Source organism: Variovorax sp. Soil_C_19 (assembly GCF_057657255.1).
The window spans coordinates 240,650-261,653 of sequence record NZ_JBDGIV010000002.1 but is presented as its reverse complement, the minus strand read 5'-3'; the positions used below and the strand labels follow the sequence as shown (position 1 = coordinate 261,653).

At 69.5% G+C, this 21,004-nt stretch carries 20 protein-coding genes; 6 read left to right on the top strand and 14 right to left on the bottom strand.

The features are described from left to right. Positions 1 to 29: 29 nt before the first annotated feature. Both mog and yjgA read right to left on the bottom strand, forming a co-directional pair. Positions 30 to 620, bottom strand: coding sequence for a molybdopterin adenylyltransferase (gene mog, locus AC3A6R_RS05735; RefSeq protein ID WP_487863955.1), 591 nt, complete (start codon positions 618 to 620; stop codon positions 30 to 32). 121 nt (positions 621 to 741) lie between these two features. Then, a complete protein-coding gene (yjgA, locus tag AC3A6R_RS05730; protein WP_487858078.1) occupies positions 742 to 1,398 on the bottom strand; it encodes a ribosome biogenesis factor YjgA in 657 nt (218 codons plus the stop codon). 96 nt (positions 1,399 to 1,494) lie between these two features. Here yjgA and pmbA point away from each other — a divergent pair, with 96 nt between their 5' ends. The 5 genes from pmbA (at position 1,495) to AC3A6R_RS05705 (ending at position 7,035) form a co-directional block, all read left to right on the top strand. Next, positions 1,495 to 2,865, top strand: coding sequence for a metalloprotease PmbA (gene pmbA / locus AC3A6R_RS05725; RefSeq protein WP_487858077.1), 1,371 nt, complete (start codon positions 1,495 to 1,497; stop codon positions 2,863 to 2,865). 95 nt (positions 2,866 to 2,960) lie between these two features. Continuing rightward, positions 2,961 to 3,785, top strand: a complete 825-nt coding sequence (locus AC3A6R_RS05720) for an SDR family oxidoreductase (protein WP_487863954.1) — start codon at positions 2,961 to 2,963, stop codon at positions 3,783 to 3,785. A gap of 3 nt (positions 3,786 to 3,788) precedes the next feature. Beyond that, positions 3,789 to 5,117: a flavin-containing monooxygenase gene (locus AC3A6R_RS05715; protein ID WP_487863953.1), complete on the top strand. Its 1,329-nt coding sequence runs from the start codon at positions 3,789 to 3,791 to the stop codon at positions 5,115 to 5,117. Between the two features lie 14 nt (positions 5,118 to 5,131). After that, positions 5,132 to 6,034, top strand: coding sequence for a bile acid:sodium symporter family protein (locus tag AC3A6R_RS05710; RefSeq protein WP_487863952.1), 903 nt, complete (start codon positions 5,132 to 5,134; stop codon positions 6,032 to 6,034). Then, positions 6,031 to 7,035, top strand: coding sequence for an SDR family oxidoreductase (locus tag AC3A6R_RS05705; RefSeq protein ID WP_487863951.1), 1,005 nt, complete (start codon positions 6,031 to 6,033; stop codon positions 7,033 to 7,035). The genes AC3A6R_RS05710 and AC3A6R_RS05705 overlap by 4 nt, the downstream gene beginning before the upstream one ends. On the opposite strand, the gene AC3A6R_RS05700 is transcribed toward AC3A6R_RS05705, so the two are convergent. Continuing rightward, positions 7,022 to 7,927: a LysR family transcriptional regulator gene (locus AC3A6R_RS05700; RefSeq protein WP_487863950.1), complete on the bottom strand. Its 906-nt coding sequence runs from the start codon at positions 7,925 to 7,927 to the stop codon at positions 7,022 to 7,024. The genes AC3A6R_RS05705 and AC3A6R_RS05700 overlap by 14 nt on opposite strands. Positions 7,928 to 8,028: 101 nt before the next feature. Here AC3A6R_RS05700 and AC3A6R_RS05695 point away from each other — a divergent pair, with 101 nt between their 5' ends. Beyond that, complete coding sequence (locus tag AC3A6R_RS05695) at positions 8,029 to 8,787, top strand: sulfite exporter TauE/SafE family protein (protein ID WP_487863949.1); 759 nt, start codon at positions 8,029 to 8,031, stop codon at positions 8,785 to 8,787. A 13-nt stretch (positions 8,788 to 8,800) separates the two neighbouring features. Here AC3A6R_RS05695 and AC3A6R_RS05690 read toward each other — a convergent pair whose 3' ends face one another. From AC3A6R_RS05690 to nirB, 11 genes are all read right to left on the bottom strand, one after another. Continuing rightward, on the bottom strand, positions 8,801 to 9,274 hold the full coding sequence (locus AC3A6R_RS05690; RefSeq protein WP_487863948.1) for an NUDIX domain-containing protein: 474 nt from the start codon (positions 9,272 to 9,274) through the stop codon (positions 8,801 to 8,803). 2 nt (positions 9,275 to 9,276) lie between these two features. Continuing rightward, positions 9,277 to 9,726, bottom strand: coding sequence for a GatB/YqeY domain-containing protein (locus AC3A6R_RS05685; protein ID WP_487858069.1), 450 nt, complete (start codon positions 9,724 to 9,726; stop codon positions 9,277 to 9,279). Positions 9,727 to 9,846: 120 nt separating this feature from the next. After that, positions 9,847 to 10,059: a 30S ribosomal protein S21 gene (gene rpsU, locus AC3A6R_RS05680; RefSeq protein ID WP_068628364.1), complete on the bottom strand. Its 213-nt coding sequence runs from the start codon at positions 10,057 to 10,059 to the stop codon at positions 9,847 to 9,849. 109 nt (positions 10,060 to 10,168) lie between these two features. Further along, complete coding sequence (locus AC3A6R_RS05675; protein ID WP_487863947.1) at positions 10,169 to 11,404, bottom strand: BaiN/RdsA family NAD(P)/FAD-dependent oxidoreductase; 1,236 nt, start codon at positions 11,402 to 11,404, stop codon at positions 10,169 to 10,171. Between the two features lie 5 nt (positions 11,405 to 11,409). Then, entirely contained in the window at positions 11,410 to 12,195 is a 786-nt protein-coding gene (locus AC3A6R_RS05670) for a YaeF family permuted papain-like enzyme (protein WP_487864136.1), read from the bottom strand. Continuing rightward, the gene (locus tag AC3A6R_RS05665) at positions 12,192 to 13,316 is read right to left on the bottom strand and encodes a sterol desaturase family protein (protein ID WP_487863946.1); all 1,125 of its coding nucleotides are present in this window, start codon (positions 13,314 to 13,316) and stop codon (positions 12,192 to 12,194) included. The genes AC3A6R_RS05670 and AC3A6R_RS05665 overlap by 4 nt, the downstream gene beginning before the upstream one ends. Before the next feature lie 100 nt (positions 13,317 to 13,416). Then, positions 13,417 to 14,232 (bottom strand): uroporphyrinogen-III C-methyltransferase, encoded by an 816-nt coding sequence (gene cobA / locus AC3A6R_RS05660; protein ID WP_487863945.1) that lies wholly within the window; start codon positions 14,230 to 14,232, stop codon positions 13,417 to 13,419. Then, on the bottom strand, positions 14,229 to 15,134 hold the full coding sequence (ybiB, locus tag AC3A6R_RS05655; protein WP_487863944.1) for a DNA-binding protein YbiB: 906 nt from the start codon (positions 15,132 to 15,134) through the stop codon (positions 14,229 to 14,231). Before ybiB ends, cobA begins: the two co-directional genes overlap by 4 nt. A 47-nt stretch (positions 15,135 to 15,181) precedes the next feature. Next, entirely contained in the window at positions 15,182 to 17,980 is a 2,799-nt protein-coding gene (locus AC3A6R_RS05650) for a nitrate reductase (RefSeq protein ID WP_487863943.1), read from the bottom strand. 75 nt (positions 17,981 to 18,055) lie between these two features. Beyond that, positions 18,056 to 18,475 (bottom strand): nitrite reductase small subunit NirD, encoded by a 420-nt coding sequence (nirD, locus tag AC3A6R_RS05645; RefSeq protein ID WP_487863942.1) that lies wholly within the window; start codon positions 18,473 to 18,475, stop codon positions 18,056 to 18,058. Positions 18,476 to 18,488: 13 nt separating this feature from the next. Next, positions 18,489 to 20,957: a nitrite reductase large subunit NirB gene (gene nirB / locus AC3A6R_RS05640; protein ID WP_487864135.1), complete on the bottom strand. Its 2,469-nt coding sequence runs from the start codon at positions 20,955 to 20,957 to the stop codon at positions 18,489 to 18,491. Positions 20,958 to 21,004: the final 47 nt, after the last annotated feature.

The following is a 21,004-nucleotide window of genomic DNA, read 5'->3' as shown; positions in this document are numbered from 1 at the left end:
CCGCAGGCGGATGGCGTGCGGGCCGCGCTTCAGCGGCCGGGCCGGACCGCCGACTTGGGTCGAAAGGCCTTGCAGACCGCATCGTCGGTTTCCAGATACGGACCGCCGATCAGGTCGATGCAGTAGGGGACGGCTGCAAAAATGCCCGGCACGATCTGTGCGCCGTCCGGGTCCTTGAGGCCTTCGAGCGTTTCCGCGATCGCCTTGGGCTGCCCCGGCAGGTTGATGATCAGGCTCTTGTCGCGGATCACCGCCACCTGGCGCGAGAGGATCGCGGTCGGCACGAAGCGCAGGCTGATTTGGCGCATCTGCTCGCCGAAGCCCGGCATTTCCTTGTGCGCGACGGCGAGCGTGGCCTCGGGCGTCACGTCGCGCGGCGCGGGGCCGGTGCCGCCGGTTGTGAGCACCAGCGCGCAGCCGGCATCGACCAGTTCGACCAGCGTGGCGCTGATGAGCGCCGCCTCGTCGGGGATCAGCCGGGCCTCGAAGGTGACGGGGTTCTTCAGCGCCCGGCCGAGCCAGTCCTTCAGCGCGGGCAGCCCCTTGTCTTCGTAGGTGCCGCTCGAGGCGCGGTCGCTGACCGAGACGATGCCGATGCGAACGGGGTCGAGTGCGTTCATGGTCTTGCTCCTTCCCCTTCCGGGGGAAGGTTGGGATGGGGGCGCGCAGAACGCCCGGTGGATGCGCCGTATGCCCCCACCCCGGCCCTCCCCCGGAAGGGGAGGGAGAAAAACAATGCGTTCATGCGTCTTCCTCCCGGTCTTGCGCGGCCGCTGCCGCGGCGTGGTCGTCGCCGCCATGCACCGCGAGCTGCGCGCGCACCAGCTGGAAGATCTCGCGGTAGGCCTTGCCCTGGCGCGGCGCTTCGCCGGGCGGGCCGGCCTTCAGGTCTTTGCGCGCCTGGCGCACCAGCGCACGCAGCTGTTGCGAATCGGTGGCCGGGTGGGTCTCGATCCAGCCGCCCAGCGCGTCGTCGTCGGCAATGAGCCGATCGCGCCAGCGCTCGGCCTCGTGCAGCGCGGCGGCCTCGGCCGCGGGCACGCTGTTCTGCTCCTGCAAGGCCGAGCGGACCGCCTCGAGCACCTCGGGTTCGAGGCCGCGCATCAGCTTGCCGATGAACTGCATCTGCCGCCGCTTGCCTTCGAAGTTGGTGATGCGCTTGGCATCGGCGATCGCGTCGACCAGCTTGTCGCCCAGCGGCAGCGCGTCGAACAGCCCGGCGCGCAGGCCGAGCAGCTCTTCGCCGAGCTTCTGGAGTTCGGCGCTTTCGCGCTTGAGATCGGTTCGGCTCGCCTCGTCGGTGCCCTTGAGCTCGCGCTTGAGCTCCAGGTCGAGTTCGCTGCCCTCGGCGACGAACTGGCCGCGGACGAAATAGCCTTTTTTGGGTTTGCGGGACATGGGGTGGATTCTGGGCCGCGCCGGGCGGCGCTGCAACGCGCCTTGCAAAGGCGAGGGAAACGGAGGAATGGGGTGCGCAAGTATCATAGCCATCACATGACGACATCTTCTTCGCGCGCCGATTCCGGCTTCGCCTACAGCCGCTCCTTCTTCGAAAACCTGGTCGACACGGCCCTGGCGCACGCCAGGAAGCTCGGTGCGACCGACGCCGGCGCCGAGGCGTCCGAAGGCTGCGGCCTCAGCGTCTCGGTCCGCAAGGGCGAACTCGAGAACGTCGAGCGCAACCGCGACAAGTCGCTCGGCATCACGGTCTACGTGGGGCATCGCCGCGGCAATGCCAGCACGTCCGACTTCTCCGAGGCGGCCATCGCCCAGACCGTGCAGGCGGCCTACGACATCGCACGCTTCACGGCCGAAGACCCGGTCAGCGGCCTTCCCGACGAGGACGACATCGCCAAGGTGCATCCCGAACTCGACCTGTTCCATCCGTGGGAAGTGACCAGCGAGGAGGCCGCGCGGCTGGCGCTCGAATGCGAGGAAGCGGCACTGTCGACCGACAGGCGCATCACCAACAGCGAGGGCGCGGGCGTCTCGGCGCAGCAGAGCCATTTCTTCAGTGCGCACACCCATGGCTTTCGCGGCGGCTATGCGAGCTCGCGGCATTCGATCTCGGTAGCGCCGATCGCGGGCAAGGGCGACGGCATGCAGCGCGACGCCTGGTACAGCTCGATGCGCTCGGCCGCGGAACTCGCGAGCCCGCAGTCGGTGGGTCGCTATGCCGCCGAGCGGGCGCTGAGCCGCCTGAAGGCGCGCAAGATCAAGACCGTCGAATGCCCGGTGCTGTTTGAGTCGCCGCTCGCCGTGGGGCTGCTGGGCGGCCTGGTGCAGGCCGTCAGCGGCGGCGCGCTGTACCGCAAGAGCAGCTTCCTGCTCGATTCGCTCGGCAAGCCGGTGCTGCCCAAGCACGTGGACATTGCCGAAGACCCGCACATCCTGCGCGGCAAGGGCAGCTCGCCGTTCGACGACGAAGGCGTGGTGACGCGCGCGCGCAAGGTGGTCGACGCGGGCCGGCTCGAAGGCTATTTCCTCTCGACCTACTCGGCGCGCAAGCTCGGCATGAAGACCACCGGCAATGCCGGCGGCTCGCACAACCTGACGCTCAGCTCGCGCCTCACGCGGGCCGGCGACGACCTCGACGCCATGCTCGCCAAGCTCGGCACGGGCCTGTTCGTGATCGAGCTCATGGGCCAGGGCGTGAACTACGTGACCGGCGACTACTCGCGTGGCGCGAGCGGCTTCTGGGTCGAGAAGGGCCGCATCGCCTTTCCGGTGCAGGAGATCACGATCGCCGGCAACCTGCGTGACATGCTGATGGGCATCGAGGCCATCGGGGCCGACGCCTACACCTTCGGCGCCAAGACCACGGGCTCGATCCTGGTCAACCGCATGAAGGTGGCCGGCAGCTGACTGAGACGCTGCGAGCGCAAGGGGAAACGCGGGGGAGCGAATGCTTGCGCCCCGGCTAAAGTGGGCCGGTTTTTCCGACCGGAGCCACTGCCTCGATGTCCCTGCCGTTTCGCAATGTCGTCCTCACCGGCGCCTGTGGGGGACTCGGCCAGGCACTGGCCCGTGAACTGATCGGCGGTGGCGCGCGGGTGGCGCTGGTCGGCCTCGATGCCGCAAGGCTCGATGCACTCGTGGCGCTGGCGCCCGAGCGCTGTGTGGCTTACAGGCCCGACGTGTCGGACGCGCCCGCGATACAGGCGATGGCGGCCGACTGGATGGCTCGCAGCGGCGTGCCCGATCTCGTGATCGCCAATGCCGGCGTGGCGGGCGGCTTCGACACCGCCGAGGCCGCGGACATCGCCGTGCTGCGCCGCATGCTCGAGATCAACCTGCTCGGCGCCGCCATCACCTTCCATCCTTTCGTGGCCGCCCTGCGTGCGCAGCGGCGCGGCGCGCTGGTCGGCGTTGCCAGCATCGCGGGCTGGCGCGGCATGCCCGGCAACGGCGCCTATTGCGCGAGCAAGGCGGGCCTGATCCGCTACCTCGAAAGCCTGCGCGCCGAACTGCGCGGCACCGGCGTCACGGTGCACACCGTGAGCCCCGGCTACATCCGTACGGCGCTCACCGCTGGCAACCGCTTCGCGATGCCGGGCCTGCTCGAGGCCGACGTCGCCGCGCAGCAGTTGCTTGCGGGTGTGCGCGCGGGGCGCGAACGCATCGTGCTGCCAAGGCGCATCGGCTGGCTCTCGTCGCTGCTGAACCTGTTGCCCGATGCGTTGCACGACCGGGTGCTGCTCGCGCAGCCGCGCAAGCCGCGTGTCGGCGAATCCGGCGCCACCGCCATTCCCGGCCTGAGCGAGCCGAAACCACCCGCCAACTAGCCGATGCCCGACGACATCCCCACCCACGAGAAAATCGCGCTGATCGGCGCCGGCCCGTCGGGCCTGGCGGCGGCGCGCAACCTGCAGAAGCACGATGTACCGTTCCAGGGCTTCGAGGCGCACACCGACGTGGGCGGCCTCTGGGACATCGACAACCCGCGCTCCACCGTCTACGAATCGGCGCACCTGATCTCGAGCAAGACGACCACCGAGTTCGCGGAGTTTCCGATGGCCGAGACGGTGGCCGACTATCCGAGCCACCGCGAGCTGCGCCGCTACTTCAGCGACTTCGCCGACCATTTCGGCCTGCGGCCGCACTTCCGCTTCGGCACGCGCGTGGTCCGGGTCGCGCCGGTGAGCGACACGCCCGACACGCGCTGGCGCGTGAGCGTCGATGCCGGCGACGGACGCAGCGAGACAGCCGAATACAGCGGCGTGGTCATTGCCAACGGCACGCTCGCCGAGCCCAGGCGCCCGCAGTTCGAGGGCCGCTTCGACGGGGAGCTGCTGCACACCAGCGACTACAAGCACCCGCGCATCTTCCAGGGCAAGCGCGTGCTGATCGTCGGCGCGGGCAACTCGGGCTGCGACATCGCGGTCGATGCGGTGCACCATGCCGCGAGCGTCGACATCTCGGTGCGGCGCGGCTACTACTTCGTGCCCAAGTACGTATTCGGCAAGCCCGCCGACACGCTCGGCGGCAAGCGCCCGCTGCCGCCATGGCTTAAGCAGAGGATCGATGCGACCGTGCTCAAGTGGTTCACGGGCGACCCGGTGCGCTTCGGCTTCCCCAAGCCCGACTACAAGATGTACGAGTCGCACCCGATCGTGAACTCGCTGATCCTCTACCACGCGGGCCACGGCGACATCGGTGTGCGGGCCGACGTGGCGCGGCTCGACGGACGCACCGTGCATTTCAAGGATGGCAGCGCGCGCGACTACGACCTGGTGCTGGCCGCCACCGGCTATGCGCTGCACTACCCGTTCATCGACCGCGAACTGCTCGACTGGCAGGGCATGGCGCCGCGGCTCCACCTGAACATCTTCTCGCCGCGCTTCGAGACCCTCGCGGTGCTCGGCATGATCGAGGCGAGCGGCATCGGCTGGCAGGGGCGCTACGAGCAGGCCGAACTGGTGGCGCGCTACCTTCGCGCCGCCGCCGCGGGCGCACCTGCGGCCGCAGCGCTGCGCCGGGCGGTGCAGGGCCCGCCGCCGGACCTGTCGGGCGGTTTCAAGTACCTGCAGCTCGAGCGTATGGCGTATTACGTGCACAAGGACACCTACCGCGCAGCGGTGCGCAGCGCGTCTGCGGCGCTGGCCGATCCATCCTGAGCGAGATCGCCCCTATGCTCCCCGTCGACGAAATCAGGCTCAACTTCAATCCCGCGTCGCTGGTGGCGCTCAACGTGGTGCTGGGCTTCCTGATGTTCGGCATTGCGCTGGACACGCGCATCGACGACTTCCGCCGCGTGGCGCGCATGCCGGGCGCCATGGCGGTCGGCATCGGGGCGCAGTTCTTCGTGCTGCCGGCCGTGACTTTCGCGCTCACGCTCGCCCTCGACCCCGGCCCGAGCATCGCGCTGGGCATGATCCTCGTGGCCTGCTGCCCACCGGGCAACATCTCGCAGATCCTCACCCACCGCGCGGGCGGCAACGTGGCGCTGTCGGTGTCGATGACGGCCATTTCCAATGCGCTCTCCATCGTGCTGATGCCGCTGAACTTCGCGTTCTGGGGCGGGCTGCATCCGACCGCGTCGGCGCTGCTCAAGTCGATTGCGCTCGATCCGCTCGACATGCTGGGCCATATCGTGATGATCATCGGCATCCCGTTCGTGCTGGGGGTTGCCTGCGCGCACCGGCTGCCGCGGCTCACCGCGCGCATCAAGAAGCCCGCGCGCATCCTGAGTTTCGCGGCGCTGGTGGCGTTCATCATCGGCGCGATCGCGGGCAACTGGCGCTACTTCCTCGACTACGTGGGCCTGGTGCTCGTGGCCGTGGTGATCCACGATGCGCTCGCCTTCGGCACCGGCTATCTCTGTGCGCGCCTCTCGGGTCTGGCCGACTACGACCGCCGCGCCGTGGCCATCGAGGTGGGCATTCGCAACGCGGGGCTCGGGCTGGTGCTGATCTTCAGCTTCTTCGGCGGCCTCGGCGGCATGGCCGTGGTGGCCGGCGTGTGGGGCTTCTGGGACATCATCGCGGGCCTGGCGCTCGCGAGCTGGTGGGGGCGCAGGCCCGCGCTGCCGTGAGCGCGGCAAGCGGCGTGAGTGGCGTGACGGCGCGGCGCGTGCTCGTCACGGGCGCCGACGGGTTCCTGGGGCGCGGTGTCGTGTCCGCGCTGTCGGCGCAGGCGCTCGACGAAATCGTGGCGCTCGACGTGCGCGACGTGCCTCGTGAACGGCGGCTGCCTGGTGTGGTCTATCGCCGGCAGGACGTGCGCGAGAGCGGCATCGCCGAGACCATCGCAGAGTGCGCCATCGACACCGTGGTGCACCTGGCATCGATCGTCACGCCCGGCAAGGGCTCGAACCGCGCCTTCGAACATTCGGTGGACGTGGGCGGCACGCGCAACGTGCTCGAGGCCTGCATGGCCGCGGGCGTTCGCCACCTCGTGGTGTCGTCGAGCGGTGCTGCCTACGGCTACCACGCCGACAACCCGGCGTGGATCACCGAGGAGCAGCCGCTGCGTGGCAACGTGGTCTTCGCCTATGCCGACCACAAGCGGCAGGTCGAGGAGATGCTCGCCGAACATCGCGCGCGGCATCCCGCGCTGGCGCAGACGGTGCTGCGCATCGGCACCATCCTCGGCGAAGGCGTCGACAACCAGATCACCGCCCTGTTCGAGAAGAAGCGGCTCATCGCCATCCGCGGCAGCGCGAGCCCGTTCGTCTTCGTGTGGGACGAGGACGTGACCGGCGCCATCGCGCACGCACTGGCTGGCGCGCCGCCCGGCTGCTACAACCTCGCCGGCGACGGCGCGCTCACCCTCCACGAGATCGCGGCGCGCCTGGGCAAGAAGACCGTCGACTGGCCCGCAGGCGTGCTCAAGGCGGCGCTGGCGGTCGGCTCCGCCATCGGCGTGAGCCGCTACGGGCCGGAGCAGCTCGACTTTCTGCGCTATCGACCGGTGCTGTGCAACACCGCGCTGAAGGAACGCTTCGGCTACCTGCCGCGCAAGACCAGCAGCGAAGCCTTCGATGCGTTCGTCGCGGCGCGCGCGCGACAGGGGCGGCCGGTCACCTTGCGGTAGCCTCGGGCGCCGGCGCCACCAGGTGCTCGAGCATGCGCCGTGCATTGAGCGGCAATGCCTGCGACGAGCGCACGCACGCCATCAGCGTGCGCTCGGCCCACGGATCGCCGAGCGCGGCCAGCGCGATCTTCATCGAGCGGGCGCAGCGTTCGGCCGCGGTCTGCGGCACGATGCCCACGCCGATGCCATGCGACACCATCCGGCACACCGCCTCGAAGTTGCCCACGCGCACGCGGTAGGCGAGATGGCGGCCGAGCGCACGCGCGTGCTGCGTCAGCAGCTGCTGCAGCGCGCTGTCGGCGGGCAGGCCGACGAATTCGCTGTCGACCGCTTCGGCCAGCATCACGCGGCGGCGTCGGGCCAGTGCATGGCCGCGCGGCAGCACCAGCACGAGGTCGTCGCGGCGGAACGGATGGCATTCGAGGCCCTCGGTGTCGACGGCGTCCGAGACGATGCCGATATCGCAGCGCCCGCCGCGCAGCGCGTCGGCGGTCTCGGGGCTCGGGCGCTCCTCGAGGTCGACCGAAATGCGCGGATGCTGGATGAGAAAGCGGCTCAGCACCTCCGGCAGGTGCTCGGTCAGCGCCGAGGTGCCGCACATGAAGCGCACGTGCCCCTTGAGGCCCTGGCCGTACTCGCCGAGTTCGCCGCGCAGCCGCTCCATCTGCTGCAGCACGACGCGCGCATGGTGCGCGAGCGTGCGGCCGGCCTCGGTGGGGCGCACACCCTGCGCATGGCGCGTGAGCAGCGGGCTGCCGAGCGCGTCTTCCATGCCGCGCACGCGCTGGCTGGCCGAGGCGAGCGTCATGTGCGAGCGCGCCGCGCCGGCCGTGAGGCTGCCGGCCTCCACCACATGGAGAAAGAGCCGCAGGTCGGTGAGATCGAATCGCATGGTGGGGCGCAAGGTAGCACGGGCGCCTCAGTTTCTGCCTGAGGCCGGCTGCGCGAGCGCCGCATTCCCATGCGCCGTGCGCGCCGGCAGACTCCACCGCCATGACGACGATCCCGAATGAACTGGCAGGCCATGGGTGGGCGGCCGCCGCGGTCTTTTTGCTGGCCGGCGTGGTCAAGGGCGTGATCGGGCTCGGCCTGCCGACGGTGTCGATGGCGCTGCTTGCGCTCTGGATGCCGCCGGTGCGCGCGGCGGCGCTGCTGATCGCGCCGTCGTTGGTCACCAATCTCTGGCAGCTCGGTCCGCGCACCACCTTCTGGCCGGTGCTGCGCCGCATCGGCGGCCTGCAAGCGGGCATCGTGGCGGGTAGCCTGGGCGGCGCGCTGTGGCTCGGCGTGCCCGCGGGCACCTGGGCCTCGGTGGCGCTCGGGGTGGCACTGGTCGCGTATGGCCTGTGGGGGCTGGCGGGCCGGCAGCTGCAGGTGCCGGCGGCGCACGAGCGCTGGCTCGCGCCCGTCGTAGGGGCGGCGACGGGGCTGGTGACGGCGGCGACCGGCGTGTTCGTGGTGCCGGCCGTGCCCTACCTGCAGGCGCTGGGCCTGCAGCGCGACGCGCTGATCCAGGCCATGGGCATCTCGTTCACCACCTCGACCGTGGTGCTCGCGATCGGGCTCGCGGGCAACGGGGGCTATCCGGTGGCGGCGGCGGGCGGCTCGCTCGCGATGCTGGTGCCGGCCCTGGGCGGCATGGCGCTCGGCACCTGGTTGCGCAAGCGCTTGCCGGTGGTGGTGTTCCGGCGCTGCTTCCTTGGCGGGCTGGCGCTGCTGGGCCTCTACATGGTGGTTCGCGCGCTGGCCTGACGCGCGGCATGCGTCAGGCGGTGGTCAGGGCCGCGCGGACGCGCTCGATGGTCTGGCGGTAGGGTGGCGTGAAGTGGCCGATGTCGTCGCCGGCCGCCAGCCAGCTGAACGAGAAGACGAGGCCGTCTTCCTCGGGACTGCCCATCGCCACATGGTCGAAGGTTTCGGGCAGCGGGCCGTCGGCGCGCATCAGGAACAGGTGCCAGAGCTGCGCGTGGCGCAGCGTGTTTCCCTCGATGCCGGCCTCGCAGTCGCGCTGCAGCGTGCCGAGCGGCTCCAGGGCGCCGAGATGGTCGATGCCCGATTCCTCGAGCAGTTCGCGCCGCGCGGCAATCTCGGGCGATTCGCCGGGCTCGATGGTGCCCTTGGGCAGCTGCATGTTGCCGTCGCCGGGGTGGCGGAACACCAGCAGCCGCCCACCGGCGTCCACCAGGCAGGCGCAGGCCTTCAGCACGACCTTGTCCGAGTCGGCGCAGCTGCCGTGCATGCTCAGGCGCCCGCGAGGGCGGCCTTGACCGCCGCGCTCACCTGGCCCATGTCGGCCTTGCCGGCGAGGCGGGTCTTGACCGCGCCCATCACCTTGCCCATGTCGCCCGGGCCCTTGGCGCCCAGCTCGGCCACGATGGCCTTCACTTCGGCGGCCACTTCGTCGGCGCTCATGCGTTGCGGCAGGTAGACCTCGAGCACCTTGATCTCGGCGGCTTCCTTGTCGGCCAGGTCGGTGCGTCCGCCGGTGGTGAACGCGGCGATCGAGTCCTTGCGCTGCTTGACCATCTTGTCGACGATGGCGACGACCATGGCGTCGTCGAGCTCGACGCGCTCGTCGACTTCCTTCTGCTTCAGCGCCGACAGCAGCAGGCGGATGGTGCCGAGGCGCTCCGAATCCTTGGCGCGCATCGCGGTCTTCATGTCTTCGGTGATCTGTTCCTTGAGCGTCATGCGAGAGATCCTTTGGCAAAAAAACAAAAGCCGCGGCAGGTTTCCCTGGCGCGGCTGCGGCAACTGTGCGTTGGCGGTGACGGTGTCGCTGGCCAACGGTCCGGGTTGCCCCGGCGTTGCTTAGAACAGCTTCTTGGGCAGCTGCATGCTGCGCACGCGCTTGTAGTGGCGCTTGACTGCCGCTGCCTTCTTGCGCTTGCGCTCGGCCGTCGGCTTCTCGTAGAACTCGCGGGCACGCAGGTCGGTCAGCAGGCCGAGCTTTTCGATGGTGCGCTTGAAGCGGCGCAGGGCGACGTCGAAAGGCTCGTTTTCTTTAACGCGGATGGTGGTCATTGATGAATCGTTGAACTGAATTTGGCCTGGGGAGATCGAGGCCCCGGGCCGGGGTTCCTCAACTGAAAGTATGTGCGGCCGTTGAGGGAAGGCCAAAGTTAGCCCGCGATTATAACGCGGTTGCGCACGCATGTGCACTCGCCCAGGCCCACTGGAAGTTGTACCCGCCCAACCAGCCCGTCACATCGACCACTTCGCCGATGAAATAGAGCCCGGGCTGCTTCGATTCCATGGTCTGGGACGAGAGATCCCGGGTGTCGACCCCGCCGGCCGTGACCTCGGCCTTCTTGTAGCCCTCGGTGCCGCTCGGAACGATCTGCCAGCGCGCGATGCGCTCGGCCAGCGTGGCCAGCGCCTTGTCGGCGGCTTCGTTGACTGGGCGCTGCAGGGCAGGGTCCTGGCCGACCCAGGCGTCTGCCAGCCGCGATGGCACCAGCGCGGCCAGTTCGTTGGCGATGCGCTTCTTCGAGGACCGGCGCTTGGCCTCGCCCAGCGCCTCGGCCACGTCCACGCCGGGCGCGAAATCGAGCGTGAGCGGCGCGCCCGGCTTCCAGTAGCTCGAGATCTGCAGCACCGCCGGGCCCGACAGGCCGCGGTGCGTGAACAGCAGGTCTTCGAGGAAGGCGATCTTTTCCTTCTTCGTCCCGGTTTCGATGCGCACCGGCAGCGCCAGCCCCGCCAGTTCGGCATAAGGCGCCCAGGCGTCGCCGCCGAAGGTCAGCGGCACCAGCGCCGGGCGCGGGGTGACCACGCGCAGCCCGAACTGTGCCGCCAGCCGGTAGCCGAAGTCGCTCGCGCCGATCTGCGGAATCGACAAGCCGCCGGTGGCGACCACCAGCCGGGGCGTCTCGATCGGCCCCTTGCTGCTATCGATCCGGTAGCAGCCCGGCGCGGCGGGGTCGTCGCTGGCGGGCGTGAACCCGATGTTCCCGAGCTTGCACGGCTGCCAGCGCGTGACCTGGCCCGCATCGCACTCGGCCAGCAGCATGTCGACGATCTGCTGCGACGAGCCGTCGCAGAACAGCTGCCCCTTGTGCTTCTCGTGGAAGGCGATGCCGTGCTTCTGCACCAGCTCGATGAACTGCTGCGGTGCATAGCGCGACAGTGCCGAGCGGCAGAAATTGGGGTTCTCGCCGATGAAGTGGCGCTGCGGCGCACGCACGTCGAGGTCGCGGTTGGTGAAATTGGCGCGGCCGCCGCCCGAGATGCGGATCTTCTCGCCGACTTTCTCGCTGTGGTCCACCAGCAGCACCTTCAGTCCGCGCTGGCCTGCAACGCCGGCGCAGAAGAGGCCGGCCGCACCGGCGCCGACCACCACGACATCGAATCGGGAAGGCGTGCTCAAACCGGTCAGGGCCCGTCGGCCGCCAGCAGCGGCGGCGGGTTGTACTTGAGGTGGCCCACGTAGCGCAGCGGCTGCGTGGCCGCGATGGAGGGCACGTCGCCCTCGCGCATGTGCAGCAGGTCGGCGGGGCTGACCCAGCGCGGATCGGCCTCGGTGACCGGCACGCCGGCCTGCCGATAGGCCTCGAGCACGAACTGCGAGCAGAAGAACTGGTCGTCGCGGCTCGCGCCCAGCTGGACCATCGCCATGCCGCTGATGCAGTAGTGGCTGACGGCGGACGGGATCAGCGGCAGTTCGCAGAGCCTCCGGTTCAGCACGAAAGGCGCGTTCAGCAGCACGCCGGCGGTGTTGTAGCGCGTGCCCACCTGCGCATTGGCCCAGGTGCGGATCTTCTCGACGTCGGCCGCCTGCAGCCCCGGCACGCGGAACGCGACGACCATCTGTTCCTCGTCGACCACGTCGGCGAGCCGGCGCGCGCGCACGCCGCTGCCGACCGCCTCGGCAATCAGCCCGTCGCCGAGGTACAGCACCGCATGGCTCACGGGCGAGAAGGTGCCGAGCCGGATGCCGAACGAGTTGACCGTGGCGATGGAGGTCAGCAGGATGTCGCCGGCCTGCAATGCATCGGCCGCGACGAGTTCACCGCCGTTGCCCGGCGCGATGACCGAGCTCTGCACGCGCAGGCGCAGGCCGGCGTCCTTCGACGGCAGCTCGATGCGGCTGGCGCAGGCCGACAGCAGCAGCAGCGCGGCGGCAGCACCGGCGGCCGCGAGAAAGGCGCGCCGCATCATCCCTTCCACGTGAACGGGAACTTCAGCTGCCTGAAGAAGCCGTTGGGCACGTAGTCGCCGAGCACGCCGTACTTCTCGGGCCAGAGCTTGGTGCTCTTGACCGCGGTGCCGAACAGGTGGTCGAGGAAGGCGTAGTGCGCCGCGTAGTTCTTGTCGAGCGCTTCCACGTCCTGGCTGTGGTGCCAGTGGTGGAAGTTGGGCGTGACGATCACATAGCGCAGAGGGCCGAGCCGCACGCTCACGTTGCAGTGGTTGAACACCGCCTGGAAGCCCACCACCACGATGTAGGCGTCGATCACTTCCTTCGAGAAGCCGAGCACGTAGATCGGCGCGAGCACCAGCGTGCGCGTGATCAGCAGCTCGAGGATGTGCTGGCGCGAGCCGGCCATCCAGTCCATGCTCTTCACGCTGTGGTGCACCGCATGCAGGCGCCAGAGCACCGGCACCTCGTGGTAGGCGCGGTGCGTCCAGTACTGCACCAGGTCGGCCACCAAAACGATCAGCAGCAGCCCCGCCCAGAAGGGCAGGCCGCCGACCCAGCCGCGGATGCCGTCGTAGGCGGCCCAGCCGAAGAACTTGTGCACCATCAGGTTGGTGGCCAGCAGCACGAAGCCCACGATCATGTGGTTGACCACGAAATGGTGGAAGTCGGTCTGCCATTCGGCGCGGAACACCGGCTGGTCCTTGCGCAGCGCGAAGAGCTTCTCGATGAAGATGAAGATCAGCGCCGAACCCAGCAGGTCGAGGATGAACCAGTCGAGCCCGATGTACGGCGTGTTGTCCGCGAAGTCGTTCACCGGCACCTTGTGGCCGCCCAGCAGCGCCGCCGCGACCACCAGCAGGAAGGCCGCCGACGAGAGCCAGCGCGAACGGTTGAAGATGATGTTGACGAGCGCCAGCCCGCCCGAGACGACCAGGGCCACGAGCAGCACGATGCGCATCAGGTCCACGTCGTAGCTCTTGCGCAGCTCGGGCGTCGTGAGGTACTGCGGAAAGTGGAAGGCCAGCACGCCGAGAAAGCAGAGGATGCCGAGCGCGAGCGCAATGGTGCCCGTGACGAGACCGCGGCCGGGGCGCAGTTCGCCGTGGCTTTCGGTGAATTCGTTGAGTCTTTCGAGCATTTCCGCCTCAGTCGTGCTGTGTTTTTGTGGAGCGCGATTCTAGGCGGGCGTAGGAAAAATCTCACGCGCCCGGAGCGCGGGCGCGATGCGCAGCGCGGTTTCAGGTGCCGAAGCGGCCCGCGTCGGCCCCGGCGGGCCGCACGGCGGCCGCCAGCCCCTGCAACACGTCGCCGACCACGATCACCGCCGGGCTCCCGAGTCCGGCTTCGGCGATGCCGGCCTGCAGCCGGCCGAGCGTGGTGACGGTGTGACGCTGCTGCGGCAGGCTCGCATGCTGCACCACCGCCACCGGCGTGTCGGCCGGCAGCCCGTGCAGCAGCTCGCGTTCGATGTGTGCCGCGCCGGCCACGCCCATGTAGATCACGAGCGTGAGGCGGGCGCTGTGCGCCGTGGCGGCGAGTGCGCGCCAGTCGGTGGCGTCTTCATGCGCGCTGGCGCCGGTCTTGGCATGGCCGGTGACGAACACCACGCCCTGCGCATGGTCGCGGTGGGTCAGCGGCACGCCGAGCGAGGTCACGGCGGCCAGGCCCGCGGTGACGCCGTTGACCACCGTGCACTCGATGCCGGCCGCGCGCAGGTGCTCGACCTCCTCGCCGCCGCGCCCGAAGATGAACGGGTCGCCGCCCTTGAGGCGGACCACCGTCTCGCCCTCCTGCACCGCGGTGACCATCAGGCGTTCGATGAAGGCCTGCGGCGTGCTCTTGCAGCCGCCGCGCTTGCCGACGTGCACGATGCGCGCGCCGGGCCGCGCATAGGCGGCGAGGATGCCCTCGTTCACGAGGTCGTCCACCAGCAGCACGGTCGCGGCCTGGATCGCCTTGATGGCCTTGAGCGTCAGCAGCTCGGGGTCGCCGGGACCGGCCCCCACCAGCGTGCAGCTTCCGGGGGCAGAGGAGGAGCGGGAGGTGGTGGTCATGCGTGGGATGCCAGTTGGATGATGTGTCCGACCTGCGCGGCGATCGCGTCCGGCACGGGAAGTTCGCCCTGGAGGACCCGGCGCGCGTAGTCGGCCGTGGTCGCGACGTCGATCTCCTTCGGCAGGCCCGGCACCTCGCTGGCGGTGCCGCTGGCCTGCGCCTGCAGTTCGCTGCGCACGCCGCGCACGAAGCCGTCGATCTGCGCCGTGCGCCGCGGATCGGACACCACTTCGCCCTCGAGCCCGCGCGAGAGCAGGGCGGTGGTCCCCATCAGCTCGAAGGTCTCGCCCATGGTGCGCGCATATTCGGGATGGGTGTAGCTCGCCACGACCACGGCCGGGCCGGTGGTCGGCTGCATCAGCTTGACCACGCTGTGGCCCGGGTTGCGCAGGCCCACGACGCGGCGCACGTCGAGCAGCCGCTTGAGCGCGGGATTGAGCAGTTCGGTCGGCGCGAAGGCCACCTCGCCCGAAGGGATCGCGCGGACCGCCGGGAGCTCCGGCACGCCGAGCGCCTGCAGCACGTTCGACGCCAGCACGCGCGTGGTCTCGGTGGCGCTGCCGTGCACCAGCACCGGTAGGCCTTCGCGCGCGAGCAGCAAGGCCAGCAGCGGCGTGAGCACCGGCAGCTTGCGCGCGCCGTTGTAGCTGGGCAGCACGATGAGCGGCCGTTCGCCGGCGGGCACATGCGCAAGGCGCGCATGGGTGGCGTCGAGGAAGCCGGCCATTTCGTCGGGCGTCTCGCCCTTGATGCGCATGGCCAGGCAGAAGCCGCCGATTTCGAGGTCGGTGACCGCGCCGTCCAGCACCTGGCCGAACAGGTCCGCGGCTTGCTCGCGCGAGAGCGGCCTGGCGCCGCGCGCGCCGCGGCCGATTTCCTTGATGTAGTGGCTGATTCCCATGGGTGCGCCGATTGTCCTGCAATGCTTATGCCGGAATGCGGGTCGGCTTATGCCCCCGCGACCAGGTCGGCGGTGGGCGTGGCGCGCACCATGCGCTGGAGCTCCGGGATGCACGAGCCGCAGTTCGTGCCGCATTTCAATGCGCCCTGCAGCGCGGCGAGCCGCTCGCCGGGCGTGCCGCTGCAGCGGCCCAGTTCGGCCTGGATCGCCAGGTCCGTCACGTTGAAGCAGGTGCAGACCGGCTTGCCGCGCGACTGCACCGCCACCGGTGCGCGCGCGCCCGGCGACAGCAGCAGCCGGCCGTAGCTCTGTGCCGGCATCTCCTCGCGCAGCAGGGTGCCGATCCAGGCCTCGGCGCTGGTGTCGCCGCCGAGCAGGAAAGCCTCGAGTCCGGCATTGCCGTCGGCGCGCCGCACCAGCCGTGCCACGCGGCGCTGGCCGCGGCGCCGGTCGGCGTAGCGCAGCACGTCGCCGGCACCGAGGCCGAGCAGGCCTTCGAGGCGATCGATCAGCGCGTCTTCCGGCGCGTCGTGGACGGCCGCGCGAAACAGCACGCCGCTGCGTTCCTCGCCGGCGGCGCTGCCCGCGAACGGCACGCAGGCCGCGAACGGGAACAGCGCCATCAGCGGCTTGAGCGCCGCATGGGCTGCGAGCGCCGCGTCGGGCGGCAGCCAGGCCATGGCGAGCAGCGCCCAGGGCAGCTCGGCCTTGAGGATCTTCACCGGCGTGTGCTTGAGTTCGGGCTGCTTCGAGCTCGGGCAGAAGGCCGGGCTCGTCAGCGCGTTGATGCCGGCGAGCCGCGTGCCCGTCGACGAACAACCGCTCAGGTATTCCTCGCCCCAGTGCATGCCGACGAAGGCCTGGCTCAAGCCGATTTCCGCGCTGGCGCGCGCGGGCAGCAGGATCGAGCCGCGCTTCGAGGTCAGGTGCACGAGGTCGCCGTCGCGAATGAGCCGGCGCGCCATGTCCTGCACGTTCATCTGCACCACGGGCTCGGCCACGTGGCCGAACAGCCGCCCGACCGTGCCGGTGCGGCTCATGCCGTGCCACTGGTCGCGCAGGCGCCCGGTGTTGAGCGAGAACGGATAGCGCGCATCGCGCGCCTCGGCCACGGGCTTGTAGACCGTGTCGACGAAGCGCGCGCGGCCGTCGGGCGTGGGGAAGACGCCGTCCTCGTAGAGGCGCGCACGGCCCGTGGTCTCGCCTTCCTTCAGCGGCCACTGCTGCGGGCCCGCGGTGTCGAGCATCGCGTAGCTCAGGCCGGTGATGTCGAGGTCGCGCCCGCGCGTCGATTCGCGGTGCTCGTTCCAGACCTGTTCGGCCGTGCCATACGCAAACAGCGTGGGCTCGGTGCGGCCCAGGCGTGCTTCGAGCCGCCGCGCGAAGTCGACCGCGATCGACCAGTCGTGGCGTGCCTCGCCGGGCGCCGGCACCGCGGGGCGCACGCGCGAGATGCGACGCTCGCTGTTGGTCACCGTGCCTTCCTTTTCGCCCCAGGTGGTCGCGGGCAGCAGCAGGTCGGCGAAGGCGCAGGTGGCGGTGGTCGAAAAGGCCTCCTGCACCACGACGAACTCCGCGCGTTCGAGTGCGCGGCGCACGGTCGCCTGGTCGGGCATCGACTGCGCGGGGTTGGTGCAGGCGATCCAAAGCGCCCGGATCTCGCCGTCGGCCGCGGCCTGGAACATCTCGACCGCGGTCTTGCCGGGCTTTTCGGGCACAGCGGGCACTTGCCACAGCGCCGCCACCTCGGCGCGGTGCGCGGGATCGGCCAGGTCGCGGTGCGCGCTCAGCAGGTTGGCGAGCCCGCCCACTTCGCGCCCGCCCATCGCGTTGGGCTGCCCGGTGAGCGAGAACGGACCGGCGCCGGGCTTGCCGATCTGGCCGGTCGCGAGATGCAGGTTGATCAGCGCCGCGTTCTTCGCGGTGCCGCTCGACGACTGGTTGAGGCCCTGGCAATAGAGGCTCAGGGTGGCGGGCGAGGTCGCGAACAGCCGCGCCGCCGCGAGCAGGTCGTCCTTCGCGATGCCGCAGACCTGCGCGACCTTGTCGGGCGTGCATTCGCGCACCGTGGCCTTCAGCGCTTCGAAGCCGTTCGTGTGCGCGGCGATGTAGGCGGCATCGGTCCAGCCCTCCCACAGCATCAGGTGCAGCATGCCGTTGAACAGCATCACGTCGGTGCCGGGCTGCAGCGGCAGGAACAGGTCGGCGATCTCCACCGTGTCGGTGCGGCGCGGATCGGCCACGATGATCTTCAGCGCCGGATTCGCGGCCTTCGCGTCCTCGATGCGGCGGAACAGCACCGGATGTGCCCAGGCCGCGTTGCTGCCCACGATGAAGAGGCACTGCGCATGCTTCAGGTCGTCGTAGCAGGCGGGCGGCGCGTCGGCGCCCAGCGTCTGCTTGTAGCCGGCCACCGCGCTGCTCATGCACAGGCGCGAATTGGTGTCGATGTTGTTGGTGCCGATGAGGCCCTTGGCGAGCTTGTTGAAGACGTAGTAGTCCTCGGTGAGCAGCTGGCCCGAGACGTAGAAGCCGACCGCATCGGGGCCGTGGTCGCGCACGATCTGGGCGAACCTGTCGGCCGCGCCGTCGAGCGCGGTGTCCCAGGCCACCGGCGCCGGATCGCCCCCGCGCGCCGCGCGCTGCATCGGCTGCAGCAGCCGGGTCTGGCGCGTGACCGCGGCGCTCGCGGTGAGGTGCAGCGTCGAGCCCTTGGTGCACAGGCGGCCGAAGTTGGCCGGGTGGTCGGGGTCGCCCCGCACGCCGCTGATCTGGGCGCCGTCGGATTCGATGACCACGCCGCAGCCGACGCCGCAATAGGGGCAGGTGGAGCGGGTCTCCCGCATTACTCCCTCTCCCTCTGGGAGAGGGTGGGGGTGAGGGCCGGCGGCGCCTACGGTGTGCACGCTGCTGCCCTCACCCTAGCCCTCTCCCAGGGGGAGAGGGGACAAGACGGCAAACGGCTTCGGGCCGGCAACGGGACGCGGCAGGTCGATGGCGTGGCAGGACAACTCGCGCCCATCGAGGTGCACCACACCGTCCTCGACCTTCACCGCGAACTTCGGCGTGCAGCCCTCGTCGGGCGACTTCGCGCAGCCGTCGTCGAGCCCGATGGCCCAGTTGTGCAGCGGGCAGGCCACGCTCGTGCCGAACACGATGCCCTGGCTCAGCGGGCCGCCCTTGTGCGGGCAGCGGTCGAGCAGCGCGAAAACCTGGTCCTCCGCGTTGCGGAACACCGCGACGTCGGCGCCGACCGGGCGCGCCACGCGGCGTGCGCCGAGCCTCGGTATGTCGTCCACGCGGCAGATCGCCTGCCATTCGATGCGGATGTTGTCGTTCATCGTGCTGTTCCTTTCAGGCGGCCTGCGCCGCACCTTCGACCACCGCCACCGGCGTGAACTGCCGCACGTCCACTTGCGCCTCGGCCGAAGCGAACCACGGATCGGGCTCGCCGTCGAGCGCGAACTGCAGCCGCTCCCAGAGCGCCTGGCGCCCGGCCTCGTCCTCCACGATCTTCTTCTTCACGTAGTCCAGCCCCACGCGGCCGATGTAGTGCACCGTGCGCTCGAGGTACCAGCCTTCCTCGCGGTACAGCTGCAGGAACGCGCCCGAATAGGCCATCACTTCCTCCGGCGTCTTGACCTTCACGAGGAACTGCGCCACTTCGGTCTTGATGCCGCCGTTGCCGCCCACGTACAGCTCCCAGCCCGAGTCGACCCCGATCACACCCACGTCCTTGATGCCGGCCTCGGCGCAATTGCGCGGGCAGCCCGAGACCGCCAGCTTCACCTTGTGCGGCGCATACATCGCCCAGAGCGCGCGCTCCAGGTCCTTGCCCATCTGCGTGGAGTCCTGCGTGCCGAAGCGGCACCACTCACTGCCCACGCAGGTCTTCACCGTGCGCAGGCTCTTCGCATAGGCAAAGCCCGAGGGCATGCCGATGTCCTTCCAGACATTGGCGAGGTCCTCCTTCTTCACGCCGAGCAGGTCGATGCGCTGGCCGCCCGTGACCTTCACCGTCGGGATCTTGTACTTGTCGGCCGCGTCCGCGATGCGGCGCAGCTCGTCGGGCGTGGTGTGGCCGCCCCACATGCGCGGGATCACCGAATAGGTGCCGTCGCGCTGGATGTTGGCGTGGCTGCGCTCGTTGATGAAGCGGCTCTGCGGATCGTCCTTCGCCTCCTTGGGCCAGGTCGAGATCAGGTAGTAGTTGATCGCCGGGCGGCAGGTGGCGCAGCCGTCGGGCGTGCGCCAGCCCATGCCGCGGTACACCGCCTCGTGCGTGAGCCAGTGTTCGCGCCGGATCGCCTCGCGCACGTCCTGGTGGCTCGCGTCGGTGCAGCCGCACACCGCCTTCTTCTTGGGCGTGGCCGAGTAGTCGCCGCCCGCGGTGAACATCAGGATCTGCTCGACCAGGCCGGTGCACGAGCCGCAGCTCGCGCTCGCCTTGGTGTGCTTCTTGACCTCGTCGAGCGTGAACAGGCCCTTTTCCTTGATCGCCTTGCAGATCGTGCCCTTGGTTACGCCGTTGCAGCCGCACACCTCGGCCTCGTCGGGCATGCTCGCGGCCTTGCTGTGACCCTCGTGGCCGGTGTCGCCGATGTTCGACTCGCCGAACATCAGCTTGTCGCGGATGTCGCCCACGCTGCGGCCGTCGCGCAGCAGCTTGAAGTACCAGCTGCCGTCCACGGTGTCGCCGTACAGGCACGCACCCACGAGCTTGTCGTCCTTGATGACGAGCTTCTTGTAGACGCCGCCGAAGGGGTCGCTCATCACGATCTCCTCAGTGCCTTCGCCGCCCATGAACTCGCCGGCCGAGAACAGGTCGATGCCGGTGACCTTGAGCTTGGTCGAGGTCAGCGAGCCCAGGTAGCGGCCGATGCCGAACTGCGCGAGGTGGTTGGCCGCGACCTTGGCCTGCTCGAACAGCGGGGCCACGAGGCCGTAGGCGATGCCGCGGTGCGCCGCGCATTCGCCGACCGAGTAGATGCGCGCGTCGGTCACCGTTTGCATGGTGTCGGTCACGACGATGCCGCGGTTGCAGTGCAGCCGCATCTTCTCGGCCAGTTCGGTATTGGGCCGGATGCCCACGGCCATGACGACCAGGTCGGCTGCCACCTCGTTGCCGTCCTTGAAGCGGATCGTTTTGACCCGTCCATCCTCACCGCCGAGGAGCGCCTCGGTCTGCGCGCCCATCATGAACTTCAGGCCGCGGTCCTCGAGCGACTTCTGCAGCAACTTGCCGGCCACGTCGTCGAGCTGGCGCTCCATGAGCCAGGGCATCACATGCACCACCGTGACCGTCATGCCGCGCAGCATCAGGCCGTTGGCCGCCTCGAGGCCGAGCAGGCCGCCGCCGATGACGACCGCATTCTTGTGGGTGCGCGCGGTCTCGATCATGTAGTCGGTGTCGGCAATGTCGCGGTAGGCGACGACGCCTTTCAGCGCCTTGCCTGGCACGGGCAGCATGAACGGGTTGGAGCCGGTGCACATCAGCAGGCGGTCGTAGGCGGCCTCGGTGACGGCGCCTTCGGCATCGACGGCGCGCACGATGCGCTTCACGCGGTCGACCTCGACCACCTTCTTGCCCGCGTGCAGCGTGATGCCGTTGTCCGAATACCACTCCCAGCTGTTGAGCACGATCTCGTCGACGGTCTGCTCGCCCGCGAGCACGGGCGACAACAGGATGCGGTTGTAGTTCGGATGCGGCTCGGCACCGAAGACGGTGATGTCGTAAAGCTCGGGCGCGAGCTTCAGCAGCTCTTCCAGCGTGCGCACGCCGGCCATGCCGTTGCCGACCATCACGAGCTTGAGTTTCTTCATCATGGGGAGGGCCTTTCAACCAATCGAACGAACGGGGATGCGCGATG